11 protein-coding genes are annotated in these 14,027 nt (G+C 66.3%); 9 read left to right on the top strand and 2 right to left on the bottom strand.

The genetic code is table 11. The features are described from left to right. The first annotated feature begins 103 nt into the window (after positions 1 to 103). A complete protein-coding gene (locus AAGI91_00935; GenBank protein MEM1041171.1) occupies positions 104 to 2,284 on the top strand; it encodes an ATP-dependent DNA helicase RecQ in 2,181 nt (726 codons plus the stop codon). A gap of 32 nt (positions 2,285 to 2,316) precedes the next feature. On the opposite strand, the gene AAGI91_00930 is transcribed toward AAGI91_00935, so the two are convergent. Continuing rightward, the gene (locus AAGI91_00930) at positions 2,317 to 3,120 is read right to left on the bottom strand and encodes a TIGR02757 family protein (protein MEM1041170.1); all 804 of its coding nucleotides are present in this window, start codon (positions 3,118 to 3,120) and stop codon (positions 2,317 to 2,319) included. A 58-nt stretch (positions 3,121 to 3,178) separates the two neighbouring features. Next, the gene (locus AAGI91_00925; GenBank protein ID MEM1041169.1) at positions 3,179 to 3,544 is read right to left on the bottom strand and encodes a DUF4342 domain-containing protein; all 366 of its coding nucleotides are present in this window, start codon (positions 3,542 to 3,544) and stop codon (positions 3,179 to 3,181) included. A 513-nt stretch (positions 3,545 to 4,057) separates the two neighbouring features. On the opposite strand from AAGI91_00925, the gene AAGI91_00920 reads away from it, so the two are divergent. From AAGI91_00920 to AAGI91_00885, 8 genes are all read left to right on the top strand, one after another. After that, the gene (locus tag AAGI91_00920) at positions 4,058 to 4,522 is read left to right on the top strand and encodes a hypothetical protein (GenBank protein ID MEM1041168.1); all 465 of its coding nucleotides are present in this window, start codon (positions 4,058 to 4,060) and stop codon (positions 4,520 to 4,522) included. 712 nt (positions 4,523 to 5,234) lie between these two features. Beyond that, positions 5,235 to 5,618, top strand: a complete 384-nt coding sequence (locus AAGI91_00915) for a hypothetical protein (GenBank protein ID MEM1041167.1) — start codon at positions 5,235 to 5,237, stop codon at positions 5,616 to 5,618. Positions 5,619 to 5,676: 58 nt separating this feature from the next. Then, on the top strand, positions 5,677 to 7,029 hold the full coding sequence (locus tag AAGI91_00910; GenBank protein MEM1041166.1) for a type II secretion system F family protein: 1,353 nt from the start codon (positions 5,677 to 5,679) through the stop codon (positions 7,027 to 7,029). Between the two features lie 193 nt (positions 7,030 to 7,222). Further along, positions 7,223 to 9,277, top strand: a complete 2,055-nt coding sequence (locus AAGI91_00905; protein MEM1041165.1) for a GspE/PulE family protein — start codon at positions 7,223 to 7,225, stop codon at positions 9,275 to 9,277. A gap of 236 nt (positions 9,278 to 9,513) precedes the next feature. After that, on the top strand, positions 9,514 to 10,137 hold the full coding sequence (locus tag AAGI91_00900) for a hypothetical protein (protein ID MEM1041164.1): 624 nt from the start codon (positions 9,514 to 9,516) through the stop codon (positions 10,135 to 10,137). Positions 10,138 to 10,194: 57 nt separating this feature from the next. Next, positions 10,195 to 10,920: a hypothetical protein gene (locus AAGI91_00895; protein MEM1041163.1), complete on the top strand. Its 726-nt coding sequence runs from the start codon at positions 10,195 to 10,197 to the stop codon at positions 10,918 to 10,920. A 53-nt stretch (positions 10,921 to 10,973) separates the two neighbouring features. Then, positions 10,974 to 12,455, top strand: coding sequence for a hypothetical protein (locus AAGI91_00890; GenBank protein MEM1041162.1), 1,482 nt, complete (start codon positions 10,974 to 10,976; stop codon positions 12,453 to 12,455). A 259-nt stretch (positions 12,456 to 12,714) separates the two neighbouring features. Continuing rightward, positions 12,715 to 14,022, top strand: coding sequence for a PilT/PilU family type 4a pilus ATPase (locus AAGI91_00885; GenBank protein MEM1041161.1), 1,308 nt, complete (start codon positions 12,715 to 12,717; stop codon positions 14,020 to 14,022). Positions 14,023 to 14,027 lie beyond the last annotated feature (5 nt).

Genomic DNA, 14,027 nt, shown 5'->3' with positions numbered 1-14,027 from the left:
GTCGCCGGGCGAGAGGGTTGCCGGTGCAGTGTGACGGGGCGGTGTCAGCCTGGTGTTGTATCTGCCAAACTGAACGTGCTCTGGTTACATTCCCGCTCCCGCCGTGTCTATCCTTACCCTCCCGCCGCCCACCGTGCCGATGCCCGCCGCCCCTGCTGCGTCCGAAGCTGCTGTTTCCGACGCCGCCATCGACGCCGCGCTCCGCGAGCACTTCGGCTTCGACGCGCTCCGGCGCGGGCAGCGCGAGGCCGTGGCCTCCGTGCTCGGCGGGTCCGACACGCTCGTGGTGATGCCGACGGGCGCGGGCAAGTCGCTCGTCTACCAACTCTCGGCGTGCCTCTCGGACGGGGTGACGGTCGTGATCTCGCCGCTGATCGCGCTGATGAAGGACCAGGTCGACGCGCTCCACCGGCGGGGCATCCCGGCCGTCGCGCTCAACTCGTCTCAGGGAGAAGACGAGCGGCGCGAGGGCCTGCAGGCGCTCCGCAGCGGCGATGTCCGGCTGGTCTACGTCGCCCCGGAGCGGCTTCGCAACCGCGCCTTCCTCGGGGCCCTCGCCGAGGCCTCGGTCGCGCTCCTCGCCGTCGACGAGGCGCACTGCGTCAGCCAGTGGGGGCACGACTTCCGGCCGGACTACCTCCAGATCGCCCGCGCCCGCCAGCGCATGGGCAACCCGACGACCGTCGCCCTGACCGCGACCGCCACGCCGCGCGTCCAGGACGACATCCTCGCCACGCTCGGCATCGACCAGGCCGCGCGTGTCGTCACCGGCTTCAACCGGCCCAACCTCTTTTTCAACGTCCAGGCGACCCCGACGGCCAACGACAAGCGCAGGGCGCTGAGGGCGTTCCTCGGCGAACACGAGGGCGAGGCCGGGCTGGTCTACGTCAGTACGCGGAAGCAGTGCGAGGACGTGGCACGGTTCATCAAGGACGAGGTCGGCCACGCCGTCCGCGCCTACCACGCCGGGCTGCCCGACGCCGAGCGGACCGAGGTGCAGGACGAGTTCATGACCGGCGGCCTCGACCTCGTCGTCGCCACGAACGCGTTCGGGATGGGCGTGGACCGGGCCGACGTGCGCTTCGTCGTCCACTGGGGCATTCCTGCGACGCTCGAAGCCTACTACCAGGAAGCAGGCCGTGCCGGGCGCGACGGCGAGCCGGCCGAGGCGCTGCTGTTCTACGCGACCCACGACGCCTCGCTGCGCGAGTGGTTCATCGAGCAGTACGCCCCCGCCGAGCGCGACCTCCGGGCCATCCACCGCCACCTCGTCCGCGAAGCCGAGAGCGAGTGGGTGACGGTCGACCAGGAGGTCGTCGCCGAGCGCGTGGACCAGCACCCCGTCGGAGCCCGCGTCGGGATCAGCCTGCTGGAGCGGATGGGGGTGCTGGAGCGCGGCGAAGACCTCGGCCCGCTCCGGCAGTACGCCGTCCGAGGGTGGGACTCCGAGCGGGCCGGCCGCGTGCTCGAACGCTCGGCCGAGCGGCAGCGCGCCAAGCGCCGGTCGCTCGCCCGGATGACGGCCTACGCCGAGTCCGACGCGTGCCGCCGCCAACTCCTCCTCGACCACTTCGGGGACCCGGAGCCGCCCGTCGCCGAGCGCTGCTGCGACAACTGCCTCGTCGCCGCCGAGCTTGCCGAAGCCCCGGACGAACTGCCCGCCTTCGAGAGCCTGCCGATGGCGGCGCGCATTGCCATCGGCCTGCTCGACCTCGTGCGGCGGCTGCGGTGGAGCGTCGGACGCAAGACGCTCGTCAAAATCCTCTCGGGGTCGAAGGCGGCAGGGATGGACCGGCGCGAATACACCGAGTCGCCCTACTACGGCCGGCTCGGCTACCTGTCGCAGGACGACATCGACAGCCTCTACAAGCAACTCATCGCGACGGGATACCTGAAGGTCGTGGGGTCCGAGTTTCCCGTCGTCGAACTGACTGTGAGTGGCAAGCGCGCCCTCGCCCACCGCGAGGCGATCGCGCTCGACATGCCCGCCTCCGCCTCGCGCAGCACCGCCTCTAAGGGGTCGAGCGCCGCCGTGCCGGACGCGCCGCTCGGCGCGGAAGCCGCGGGCCTTTTGGTCGATCTCAAGTCATGGCGCACCGAGCAGGCGCGCGAGCAAGAGGTCCCGCCCTACGTCGTCTTCAACGACCGCACCCTCGAAGCCCTCGCCCGCGCCCGCCCGCAGAATGATGAGGACCTGCTTGCCGTCAAAGGTATCGGCCCGGCGAAGCTGGAGCGCTACGGCGCAGACCTGCTCGCGCTGCTCGCGGGGGAGGATGGAGGATAGAGCGTGGAAGATAGAGGCTTGACCCCTGCTGTCTATCTTCCATCCTCCATCTTCACAAGCGAAGCCGGGTGCTCGTGCCTGTAGGCACCGGCTCCGAAGAGCGCGAAGTCGTAGCGGCAGGGATCGGCGGGGTCGAGCGCGCAGCAGCGCTCGGTGAGTTCGAGCGCGGCTTTCCAGTCGTTCTGCTTTCGCGCGAGCAGGCCGAGCATCCGCGCCTGCCGTCCGCTGTGCACGTCGAGCGGGAGCATAAGCTGGGCCGGATCGATGCGGGTCCAGGCACCGAAGTCGACCGGCCCCGGGCGGACCATCCAGCGGAGGTACATTGCGAGGCGCTTGCACGCGCTGCCGGTGGACGGCCGGGCGAGGTGTTTCCGCAGCCGCGCCGGGGTGTCGGGCACCGCCGTCATCACGGACTCGCTGAATCCCTGGACCGCTGACCCGACGTGCGGCGCGTCCGGCCGCAGGTGGCGGGCGAACGCCTCTTCCAGCGATCCGTGCGTGCGGAGCAACACGGAGAGGGCTTGGGTGAGCCAGAGCGCGTCGACGGGCTGAAACGTGCGGTGCTTGAAGCCGCCGAGCCGCGGGCTGTCGCGCTCGGCGTCAAAGCCGAGGACGAACGCGTGGGGGCGGTACTGCATCCGCTCGCACAGGTCGGCCAGCTTCGCCATGATCGTGGCGCGGCGGCCCCAGGCCAGAAGCGCGGCGTAGAGGCCGATCACCTCGCGGTCTCTGGGGTCGTCGAAGCCGTGTGGGATCGAGATCGGGTCGTCGGCGATGAAGCGCGGGCGCTCGTAGCGGGCGACGAGGCCGTCGAGGTACGTTTTCAGGTCGGGCATAAACGAACGTAGGGGCGACCGGCCGGTCGCCCCTACCAGGATCTAGTTTTCGGAGTGCCTACTTGCCGATGGTCTTCTCGGTGTCCGTCGTGGGCTTCGAGGCAGGCGTTTCCGTGGGCTCGCCCGTGGCTTCGTCCAGGTCGCGCTCCACCTCCAACGTGACGTCCGTCAGCAGCGCCGCGAGGGCACCGACGGCCGCCAGGACCGGCGAGAGCAGTACCGCCGCCGCTCCTGCGCCAATCCCGACGGTCAGTGGGATTTCGAGGAGCACGCGCTCCTCCTTCTTGATGCGGATGTGCCGGACGTTTCCTTCTTCGACTAACTCCCGGACGCGGTCCACGAGCTGGTTGCCGGCCAGCTTGATCTCTTCAAACGCTTCGCTGGTAGCGGCTTTGGCTTTGTCGGTGACGGAGTGGTTGCTCATAATGAGAGGGGATGAGGTGGGTCGGGCGGCTAGGCGCGTGGCCAGACTCTCAGGAGGGAACGAATGTAAACGGCACACGGACGAAACCCTCCACGGGTTCCACCGGGACGGGGATGCCAATCTCGGCCGGGCTCGTCGGCAGCGCGCCGCCGGCACGAGCCGGAGTTACGAAAAGGAACCGCAGGGTGAGGAGTTTTCCACATGCTGAGAGGGTCTGCGGGTATGGGTGAATAGATGTGAGATTCGTAAACGAAGCCCCTAAAAGACCTGAAAAACGCCCAGAATGCGATGTAGGCGTGGTGTGCTCCTCTGAGTGCCTCTATGGTAGAGGTCAACCTCCGGGCAAGCCTCGTCGTTCGGGCACGGCCCATGCTGTAGACGGGACCAGAGCGCAATGGGAGCACGCCTACACCGGCCGCCATGCGCCTCGTACATCATCCAAGCGCAGGAGCGCAAGGCCCCCCGCGGCGTGCTCCAGCAAGACCAAACCAACAAACTTAGAGAGGTCCCCCTATGGGTCAGCAGCAACTTCTCCTCCTCGTCCTCGGTATCGTGATCGTCGGCCTCGCCGTCGTCGTCGGTATCCAGGCTTTCGGCGAGAACCAGAAAAAGGCTAACTCCGACGCCCTCGTCAACGATGCCATCCGCATCGCCTCTGACACCCAGGCGTGGAAGCTCAAGCCAGCCGCCTTCGGTGGCGGTGCCAACGTCTCCGGCATGACCGGCCTCACGCTGGCGCAGCTCGGCTACGAGACCGACGGCACCGGTGCCAACGAGCGCTACACCAACCTCAACGGTGGGTTCCAGCTCGAAGCGTCGTCCAGCTCGGCCATCATCACGGCGCAGGACAGCAGCAGCCTGAGCAACTTCGTGAAGGTGGGCGTCTTCGGCACCGACCCCGAGTGCATCGCGACGGCCATCGGTACGACGGAGCCGTCCAACCCGAGCAACCCGAACGCCTCGGAGTGCACGCTCTAAGCGTAGCGACATGACGCCAGCCTTCGGGCTCGGCACACCTTGGCGGCATCTCTGTCGGGCTTCGGCTCGGCGGGGATGTCGCCTTTTTGTGTGGGGCACGCCGCGCAGCCTGGGGCACGGCAGCGATGCGGTGGCGGCGACGTCACCGGGGGCACAGCGACGGACCTGGAACTGCGCGCGAGGAAAGACTAGCCCGGCCGCTGGCTGCCCGCGGCGTAAGGACCGGCACGAGACCGCACCACAGCACGAGGTACCGGAACGCAGGCCGCTGCCGAAGTGCAGTCCGGGGCAGCCTGCCGGCGGGCATGCGACGCAGCGCTCCGAGATGGCGTGGCGTACTGTTCTGCCTCCGGGTTGATTTACTGCCGGGTTGAGAGAGAGGGAACGCCGGAGGCGGGGGGCTCCCCTGCCGTGCTTTCGCTTAACCCCGGCAAACAGGGCGCGCGGGCTTCACCTCGGTGGTAAACGCGCGGTACAGACCGCGGATCTGTCTCGATTTTTTGGTCTTCGGAAGCAGAGAGCGGCACCTCCCGGCCCCGTGGCCTGCGATGGCAATGAACTTGCCCCTCTGGTGTCATCGTCCCGCCGGCACCGCGTAGGGCGGGACGTGCAGACCTCAATCACAAAAGGGACCCGGTTCGGTTGATTTTCTCCGCCGCAGGCCGATACCCCGGGACAGACAAGCATGGGACAACAGCAACTCCTTCTTCTCGTGATCGGAATCATCCTCGTGGGCTTCGCAGTGATCGCCGGCATCTCGGCCGTGCAGAAGTATACCCGGCAGGATGAGGCCGACGGCCTCCTAGACCGCTCGCTTGCGATCGCCACGCAGGCCGTGTACTGGAAGACGAAGAACGACCCCTTTGCCGGCGGCAACCAGTCGTACGCAGCGCTCGCCTCGAACGGCATGGAGCAGCTCGCGCTCGACACGGCGACGGTGCGGGGCTCCTTCGACATTACCGGAGCGTGGCCCGACTCCGTCGAGATCACGGCCGTCAGCTCGCGCTATCCGGACATCGGGGTGCGCGTCATGGTCGACCAGTACGAGATCAAGCGGACTGTCATCGCCTACGACAGCTCGATCACCATGAACTAACAGCAGCTGGGGGGCGGCTCTGCAGGGCCGACCCCCCACTGACCACGCAAGCGCCGCTATGGGAGAGTTCAGATTCAACGGCCTGAGTGCCGCCGGCCAGCCGGTGCAGGGCACCGTCTACGCCCCGAACAAGCGGACCGCGCAGAAGAAAGTCGCCGACCTGGCCGAGCGCCACAAGTTCACCCTGCGCGACCTCGACGAGCGGGTGTTCTTCCGCTACAAGATCAAGCACCCGACCGGCAAGGTCGTCACCGGCGAGCAGAAAGCCTTCTCGTCCGAGGAGATCGAGTCCGCCCTGTCGCGCATGGGGATGGAGGTGCTCTCGGTCCAGAAGAAGCTCTTCAACGTGCAGCGCAAGCCGCCGAGCGGGGACGTCATCATGTTCGTCCGGCTCGCGGCCAACCTGCTCAACGAGAAGATGCCCTTCAACGAGGTGCTCAACCTCCTCGTGGCCGATATCTCCTCGGCCAGTCTCAAGCAGACGATCCGGGACATCAACTCTGACCTGAAGGGCGGGGTGGAGGCGCGGCAGGCCTTCATGAAGCACCAGGACAAGCTCGGCCAGTTCACGGCTTACATGCTCGGCGTGGCCTCGCAGTCCGGTAATATGAGCGAGATCTACGAGGCTACGGCCAAGTTCCTCGAGCGGCGCGACGAGTTCAAAAAGAGCGTGCGCAGCTCGATGATCATGCCCTCGGTGACGATCCTCGCCACGCTCGGCGTCTTCGTCTGGTACATCTGGTTCATCGTCCCGGCCACCGCCGGACTCTTCGCCGACTTCGACGGCATCGAGCTGCCGCCGCTGACGGCGTTCTCGATCCTCATGGCCGACTGGCTCGACGAGAACATGATCTGGCTCCTGCTGATTACCGGCGTCGTCGTTGGCGCGCTCGTGCTGTGGCTCCGAAGCCCGAAGGGCACGTTCTGGGCGCACAAGAACATGATCCGGATGCCCATCATGGGCTCGCTCCTGCACAAGCTCAACATCGAGGTCTTCAGCCGCGTCTTCGCCATCCTCTACTCCGGCAGCGGGCAGAACATCGAGGTCATCAAGGTGGCCGCCGAAGCCTGTGGCAACACGTACATGGAGCACCAGGTCAAGACCATCACGATCCCGATGATGGTGGCGCAAGGGGCCGACCTCGTCCGGGCGATGGAGGCCGCCAACGTCTTCACGCCGATGGCGCTCGCGCGCTTCCGCACCGGCTCCGAGACCGGGGCCGTCCGTAAGAGCGCGCAGCAGATGGCGGACTACTACGAGAAAGAGACCTCGCTGAAGCTCGAAGTGGCGCTGCAGTCGATCCAGACGGCCGTCTCGCTCTTCATCGGCATCATCGTCGCGCTCCTGACGGTGCTCTCGGCCGAGACCGCACTGATCCGGCCCAGCTCCACCGACCTCATGGGACAGTAACCCACCGGCGGCACGCCGCCGACGGCAGCGAGCGGGGCGTGTGGGCCTGAGCCACCCACGCGCCCCGTTTATGGTCCCCCACGCGCCAAGAAACCGCGACGACCCTGTAAAGAGAAGGCGCGGGTTTGCCGATAGTACAGTCGATCTAAAGGCTGCCTCGCCGCAGCGCCTTCCGCCCCTCCATCCGACACTCATGCCCGACCAGAAGCCACCTGATGACAGCTCGCTCCGGGCACACGGGTTCCGCGTACAGTCGATGGTGGAGAGCGAGGCTGGCGAAGAAGGCTGGGTCTCGCTGAACAACCTGGGCTCGCCTTCCCCGGCTCCCCCCGACGAGGTGCCCGGGTCCGGGCTGAGCAGCCTCAACGAGATCCAAGAGGAGGCCTCGCCTGGTGGAGATGGCATGACCCCGCCAGGGCCGGCCCCCGGACCGAAGACGCCGTACACCGGCCAGGGGCAGGACCGCGTGGTGCAGGGCTTGCTGGGCCGGGGCGTCGTCTCCGAGGCGGCCGTGGCCGAGGCGACCGAGGTCAAGCAGCGCGATCAGCGCAAGGAGCCCCTGTGGCGCGTGCTCGCCGAGAGCCCAGAGGTGGACCGCGACCTGGTCTACCAGCAGGCAGCGCTCACCTACGCCTTCCGCGCCGCGCCGATCGAGGACCGACCGCCTGAGGTCGAGTTTGTCAAGACGGTGATGGACGCTCTCAAGGAAAGCGCCCGCGAGGAGCTCCTCGCCCTCCGCGTTGCGCCCTACGGGTATGTCCAGGACCAGGGCTCAGGGATGCACAAGCTGGTCTTCGTCACCGACGACCCGATGCGGCCGGACCTCTTGCGGGTCATGCACGCGATGGAGCTCGAGCGCTTCGAGCTGTACTACGCGCCGCGCGCGGCGGTGCGCAAGGTGCTCGACGAGGCCTATCCCCGGAAGAACGAGTACCTCGAACGCATCCGCGACAGCGACGACGACTCCGCGTTCGACCTCGGCACGAGCTTCGGGAACAAGGAGAATTCGCTGCTCGACGAAGAGGCCCTCGAAGCCGAGATCAGCCGCAGCGCGCTAATCAACCTCGTCGAGGCCGTCCTCATCGAGTCCGTCCGGCTCGGGGTCTCGGACATCCACATCTACCCGAACGCGAACCGCAAGACCGAAATCCACTTCCGGCTCGACGGGCGGCTCCAGCACTGGCACACCGAGGAGAAAGGCCACCCCGAGGCGCTCCTGGCCGTCCTCAAGGACAACGCCATCAACGTCGACCGCTTCGAGCGCGACACGGCCCAGGACGGCTTCATCCAGCGCTGGGTGGACGACACGCTCATCCGCTACCGCGTCTCGGTCCTCCCGATTGCCAACGCCAACCCCGACGTGCGCGCCGAGAGCATCGTCATCCGCGTGCTCGACGACCGCAAGGTGCTCACCGACCTCGCCAAGCTCGGCCTGCTGCCCTTCGCGCTGGAGCAGTTCAACAAGGCCATCCGCCAGCCCAACGGCATGGTGATCCTGACCGGGCCGACCGGCTCGGGCAAGTCCACGACGCTCGTGGCCGCGCTCAGCCAGGTCGTCAGCCCCGAGGTGAACGTGCTCACCGTCGAGGACCCGGTGGAGTACATGATCCCCGGCGTCCGCCAGATCCAGATCTCGCACAAGCTCTCGCTCGAGGCAGCCCTCCGCGCCATCCTGCGCCACGACCCAGACATCGTCATGGTCGGCGAGATGCGCGACAAGGCGACGGCGGAACTCGGTGTGAAGCTCGCCAACACGGGCCACCTCACGTTCTCCACGCTCCACACGAACGACGCCCCGAGCGCCGTCAGCCGGCTTTACAAGATGGGTCTGGAGCCGTTCCTGATCGCCTACGCGATCAACCTCGTCGTGGCGCAGCGCCTGATGCGGACCCTCTGCCCGGACTGCAAAAAGGTCGAAGAAGTGGACGCCCTCCTGGCTGAGCAGCTAGGCTTCAGCAAGGAGGACATCGAGGACATCGAGTTCCACGGTCCGGGCCACGACAAGGGCTGCTCCACATGCAAAGGGAGAAACTACAAGGGGCGCCGCGCCGTGGCCGAGGCCCTGTACTTTTCGCCCGGCATCCGCGAACTGATCGTCGACGCGGGCGAGACGATTGACGAGGACGGCATCCGCGACAAGGCGGTGGAGGAGGGCATGCTCACGCTGCAGGCCTCGGCACGCGAACTGGTGCGGATGGGAGAAACGAGCCTGGAGGAAATGCTCCGCGTGACAGCGGGCGAGGCGTAGAGACCCCCGCCCGAGGAGATCAGACCGTGGTATAACGTAACGCTGCCCGGTCGGATCTACCTGCGTGCTCGGAGTGCGGCAGGGCGGTTTCGAAGTGAGACGGGGTTCTCTCTCCAGCGCCGGAAGTATGGAGCGTGACAATGGGTTAGGATGAAACAGCGTCCAGGCGTGCGGAACGTGTTTCGTTAGTCGGTCAGAGTTCGGTCCTTCTTCGCTCTCAGCCGTCCTACCGTGCCATGCCGCAGACGCTTCTCGGCCTCCTCGCCCTCGCCATTCTCGCGCAGCTCACCTTCAGCCAGCAGCAGGTGACGGTGCGGTCCTACGAGAACCAGCTCCGCAACGAGTTCAGCGTAGCCGCCTCGGGCATGATGATGGAGGCGATGGAGCTCCTGGCCGCGCGGCCCTACGACGCCTCGTCGTCGCCGGGGAGCATCATCGGCTCCGGCGGCCTGCCGGCCGTGTCGGACTTCGGCTCGGTTGGGTACGGCGGCGGGGAGGAGAACTGCGACCTGTTCGACGTCGACCTGTCCGAATGCAACGACCTCGACGACTTCTCGCGCCCCGATTACTGGTGGCCTGCCGATGTCGAGTTGAGCAACGGATACTCGCTGCCGTTCGAGATCGAGGTGCAGGTCGACTACGTCGACGGGGCTGCGCCCGACGTGCCGATCGGCGGCCCCACGTCGACCAAGCGGGTCATCCTGGCAGCCCGCACGTCGCTGCTGCCCAGGGACAGCACCTTCATTAGCCTCGAACGCATCATCGCGTACGACGCCGAGAAGGCCACCGCAGACTGCATCCGCCACAACAACGGGGTCAACGACGACGACATCATCGCCACCTGCTCCACACTACGCTAGCGACCCCGCGCAGGCCCTCCGCCGGTCCCGGCTGAACTTGACCTCTATTCCTACCTCATGGCATTCATCCTCGACCATATCGTCACGACGATCATCGTCACCACGCTGTTCTTCTCGATGGTGGCTACGCAGTTCCGGGTCCAGGAGACTGGAATGGCGCAGGTCTCGTCGCACGCGGCGAAGAGCAAGGCGCTATCGCTCGGGCAGTGGGTGGACCAGGACATCGTCGCCCTCGGCGAGAACATCGTCGACAACAGCGCACGCTTCGGCAACCCGATGCCGGACTCGTTCGCCGTCCAGTTCATCGACGAGTTCGGTGCTAAGCAGACCCGGACGATGACCTACACGAAGGAATGGCGCTTCTTCAGCGACCGGTTCGTAGGAGCGGCCAAGCAGCGCCAGGCGACGCGCTACTTGGTCGTCGTGCAGCCGGACTCGATCGAGGTAGAGCTGAGCGACGGCTCGACCTACACCCGCCCCGCCTTCCAGCTCGTGCGGACGCAGTCTATATGGAAGGCCGTCGACCCCGTTACAGACCTCGTCGGTTTTACCCTCGCCGACTTTACCGAGGACGGGCGTAGTGTTTCCACGCTCTCCCAGTTCCGCATCCAGCTTCTCGACAACGACGGCAACCTGTTTGCTGACAGCGACCCGGTTGCGCCCGACCAAGCGAGCTACGTCCGGGTAGACTTCTCGATGGTGCCCGAGTTCGAGCTCCGGCAGAACTACCTCCGCGAACTCTACTGGACGACGACGCTGAAAGTGCGGCCCTTCTGGGGCTAGCGCCCAGGCCCCGCCAAGCCACGATTTATCCTGATCACTCACTACCACCTACCATGGGAAAGGCAGCCCTACTCATAGCCTTCGGCGCGTCGCTGTTCATCGCGCAAGGCATGCTCAGCCAGAAGGAATCTGAGCACCAAACCACGAAAACTCAGGCGAACTTCGAAGAGAGCGTGATCGCACGCGAGATCGCGCGCTCCGGGTTCAACATCGCGATGGGCATCATGCGCGAGTACGGCAACGACCTCCACGAGGGCATCGCCGCCGTTAACCAGCACGGCGGCGGGAAGTACCTGGAGGGCCAGCACCAGGGTGGCACCTTCCGCGCCCGCGCCGAGCTCGCAAACGGCCATACCGTGCGCATCACGTCGCGGGGCTACTTCGGCGGCGAGTTCATGGACCTCAACGGAGCCGGCCCCGGCATGTGCGCCGAGCCCGACGAGTTCTCCGGCGAGTACTACACCGGCGGCTGCCACAAGATGGCCGACGACAGCCCGCTCTACGAGTACGAGCCGCCGAGCGGCGACCCGCTGACGGCCAAGCTCGAGTGCAGCAAGCTGGAGACGGAATTCATCCAGTCCGAGGCAGGCTACTGCTCGGCGATCTACCTCGAGCGCACGCTGCCGGACTCTACGGTGGTCAACCCCGAGCCGGAGATCCCGGAGATGCTCTTCATCCCCGGCAAGAACCGCGACCGCACCACGCTGACGATCGATAAGTATCTGACCGGCGGAACGCAGATGAACTTCTTCATCGCCGTCGACAAGAACTGCAGCACGCGCCCGACCGGCAACCCGCCGGTGGAAAGCATGCCCATCTTCGACGGCGACATGGACAACCCGGCACCGTACGACCACCTCCACTACGCGCTCGAAGAGAACGCCAACAGCTTGGGCGACATGATCGAGTCGCCGTGGGCGTTCACCGAGATGCACCCGAGCGGGGTGAACAACACCGGCCCCGACGACGTGCAGCGCTGGCGCATCGCCTTCGAGGACCTGCGCTACCCGCAGTGGGACAACCCGGACTCCGACAACCCGGAGCGCAGCCTCCAGGCGCTCAAGCGCCTCGGCTACGACGGCGAGGGCTGGCCGACCGAGGACAGCTGGGGCTACCGAACCCTGGAAGACCACTACCGCAGCAGCACCGGCGGCAACAGTTGGACGGGCTTCCGCCCTGACTTCAGCGACCAGGTGATCGAGGTCAAGCTCGTCGAAGAGGACGACCTCTCGCTGTGCGGCATCGAGACCGAAGACGACGAAGGCGGTGCCGGAGAGGGCGAAGACGACGACGGAGAAGGCGAAGACGAGGAGGACGAAGGCGAAGACGAGGGTGAGGCGACGGCAGGTGGAGAGGAGGACGAGGGCAGTGAAGAAGCTGCCGAGTGCGCCTGCCCCCGAGACCGCCCCAACAAGACCGTTGCCGTGTCACGCGCGAAGAAAAACGGCAGCAGGCGGATCGTCTGCCTCAAGCCCGACCGCGTGAACTGGTACCTGAACAACCACGACGCCTACGAAGTCTGCCGCGGCAGCTAGCCGAGACAGCACGAAGCCAGCGTGCAGAAGCGGGGACGGTACAGGCTACCGTCCCCGCTTTTTCGATTAGGTAAGGAGGCGTTTGTGTGTGAGACAGGTTCGGGTTACAGTTCGTGCACGGGGGCGGTATGAATTGCCCGGCAGGGGCGGGGGTACAGGTCCAGACGGAGGGCTGAGGTGCACTGAGCGCTTTGGCTCACCTTTTGAGCAAGGCACAGATGCTCATTTCGGTGCCAACCTAAGCCTCCCAATTTCAGGCGTGAACCCCCCACCTTCTACTCCTTCGCTAGCCCATGCTCCGCCGCTGGAGCACCCCGACGTCATCACGCCGGACCCGCGGAAGGGCACGCCCCGGACACCGGGGCTCCCCGACTTCGTGCGGTCGCTGGCCCGCTCGGCCCCGTCCTCTCTCCACGGCAAAGACCGGCTCCGCTACTACTCGGAGCACGTCAACCGCTTCACCGACGAACAGCGCGACGCGCTGGGGGACTACCTGGACCGCTTTATCGCGAAGATGAACCCGCTGGGGGCCTCAGACATGGACCTGGGCGGGCACGCCACCTCCGGCCGCGTCTGGTACCGCGTCGACGGCGACAAGCGGCCCTACGACGAGACCGGGACGATCAACAGCGACGAGATCGACGTGCTCCTGCTCAACATGGCGGGAGAGATGCAGCAGAATGAGCTGTTCGAGCAGGGGGCCATCGACTTCTCGTACCAGCTCGAAGGCGACGAGGGCATGTTCCGCTTCCGGGCGACGATGTACTTCGACTACCAGCACCTCGGGCTCTGCATGCGCGCGATCGCGCAGGAGTTGAGGCCGCTCAAGAGCGTCGGCTTCCACCCGGCGATCGAGCGGGGGCTGATGTTCGAGCACGTCCGCGACGGGCTGACGCTCGTCACCGGCGTCACGGGCTCGGGCAAGAGCACTACGCTCGACGCGGTCGTGGACGCCAACAACGAGAGCTTTTCCGGGCACATCGTCATCATCGCCAAGCCCATCGAGTACATGCATACCCCGAAGCACTGCATCGTCCGCCACCGCGAGGTGGGACAGGACGTGGGGTCGTTCAAGGACGGCATCGTGCAGTCGCTCCGGCAGGACCCGGACATCATCGTCGTCGGCGAGATGCGCGACCCGGAGACCATCTCCAGCGCGCTCGAAGCGGCCGACTCCGGCCACAAGGTGTTCTCGACGCTCCACACGTCGAGTGCCATCGAGAGCCTCGACCGCATGATCGCCGAGTACCCCCACGAGGAGCAGGACCGCGTGCGCAACCGCCTCGCGGACACCCTCCGGTGCGTGGTTTCGCAGAAGCTCCTGCCCAAAGTCGGCGGCGGGCGCGTGCTCTGCAAAGAGGTGCTCTGGATCACACCCTCGGTGCGCGCCGCGATCAAAAACGAGAACGTCGGCGAGATCTACCAGATGATCTGGGAGGGCGGGCGCCTCGGGATGGTCACCCTGGAGCAGGACTTGGTGCGCCTGCTTAAGGAACGGAAGATCGCGCCCGAAACTGCGATCAACTTCGCCAACAACAAGCGGCGCCTCCAGCAGCTCATTCAGTAAGCCCC

The sequence above is a fragment of the Bacteroidota bacterium genome (genome assembly GCA_038746285.1).
Taxonomy (GTDB): Bacteria; Bacteroidota; Rhodothermia; order Rhodothermales; family JANQRZ01; genus JANQRZ01.
The sequence above is the reverse complement of the archived record's forward strand: the minus strand, read 5'-3'. Positions and strand labels throughout refer to the sequence as shown.

Excerpts from the sequence above, each read along its gene's own strand:
- AAGI91_00930 (MEM1041170.1), bottom strand. The coding sequence starts at position 3,120 with ATGCCCGACCTGAAAACGTACCTCGACGGCCTCGTCGCCCGCTACGAG.
- AAGI91_00925 (MEM1041169.1), bottom strand. The coding sequence starts at position 3,544 with ATGAGCAACCACTCCGTCACCGACAAAGCCAAAGCCGCTACCAGCGAA.
- AAGI91_00910 (MEM1041166.1), top strand. The coding sequence starts at position 5,677 with ATGGGAGAGTTCAGATTCAACGGCCTGAGTGCCGCCGGCCAGCCGGTG.
- AAGI91_00920 (MEM1041168.1), top strand. The coding sequence starts at position 4,058 with ATGGGTCAGCAGCAACTTCTCCTCCTCGTCCTCGGTATCGTGATCGTC.
- AAGI91_00905 (MEM1041165.1), top strand. The coding sequence starts at position 7,223 with ATGCCCGACCAGAAGCCACCTGATGACAGCTCGCTCCGGGCACACGGG.
- AAGI91_00900 (MEM1041164.1), top strand. The coding sequence starts at position 9,514 with ATGCCGCAGACGCTTCTCGGCCTCCTCGCCCTCGCCATTCTCGCGCAG.
- AAGI91_00890 (MEM1041162.1), top strand. The coding sequence starts at position 10,974 with ATGGGAAAGGCAGCCCTACTCATAGCCTTCGGCGCGTCGCTGTTCATC.
- AAGI91_00895 (MEM1041163.1), top strand. The coding sequence starts at position 10,195 with ATGGCATTCATCCTCGACCATATCGTCACGACGATCATCGTCACCACG.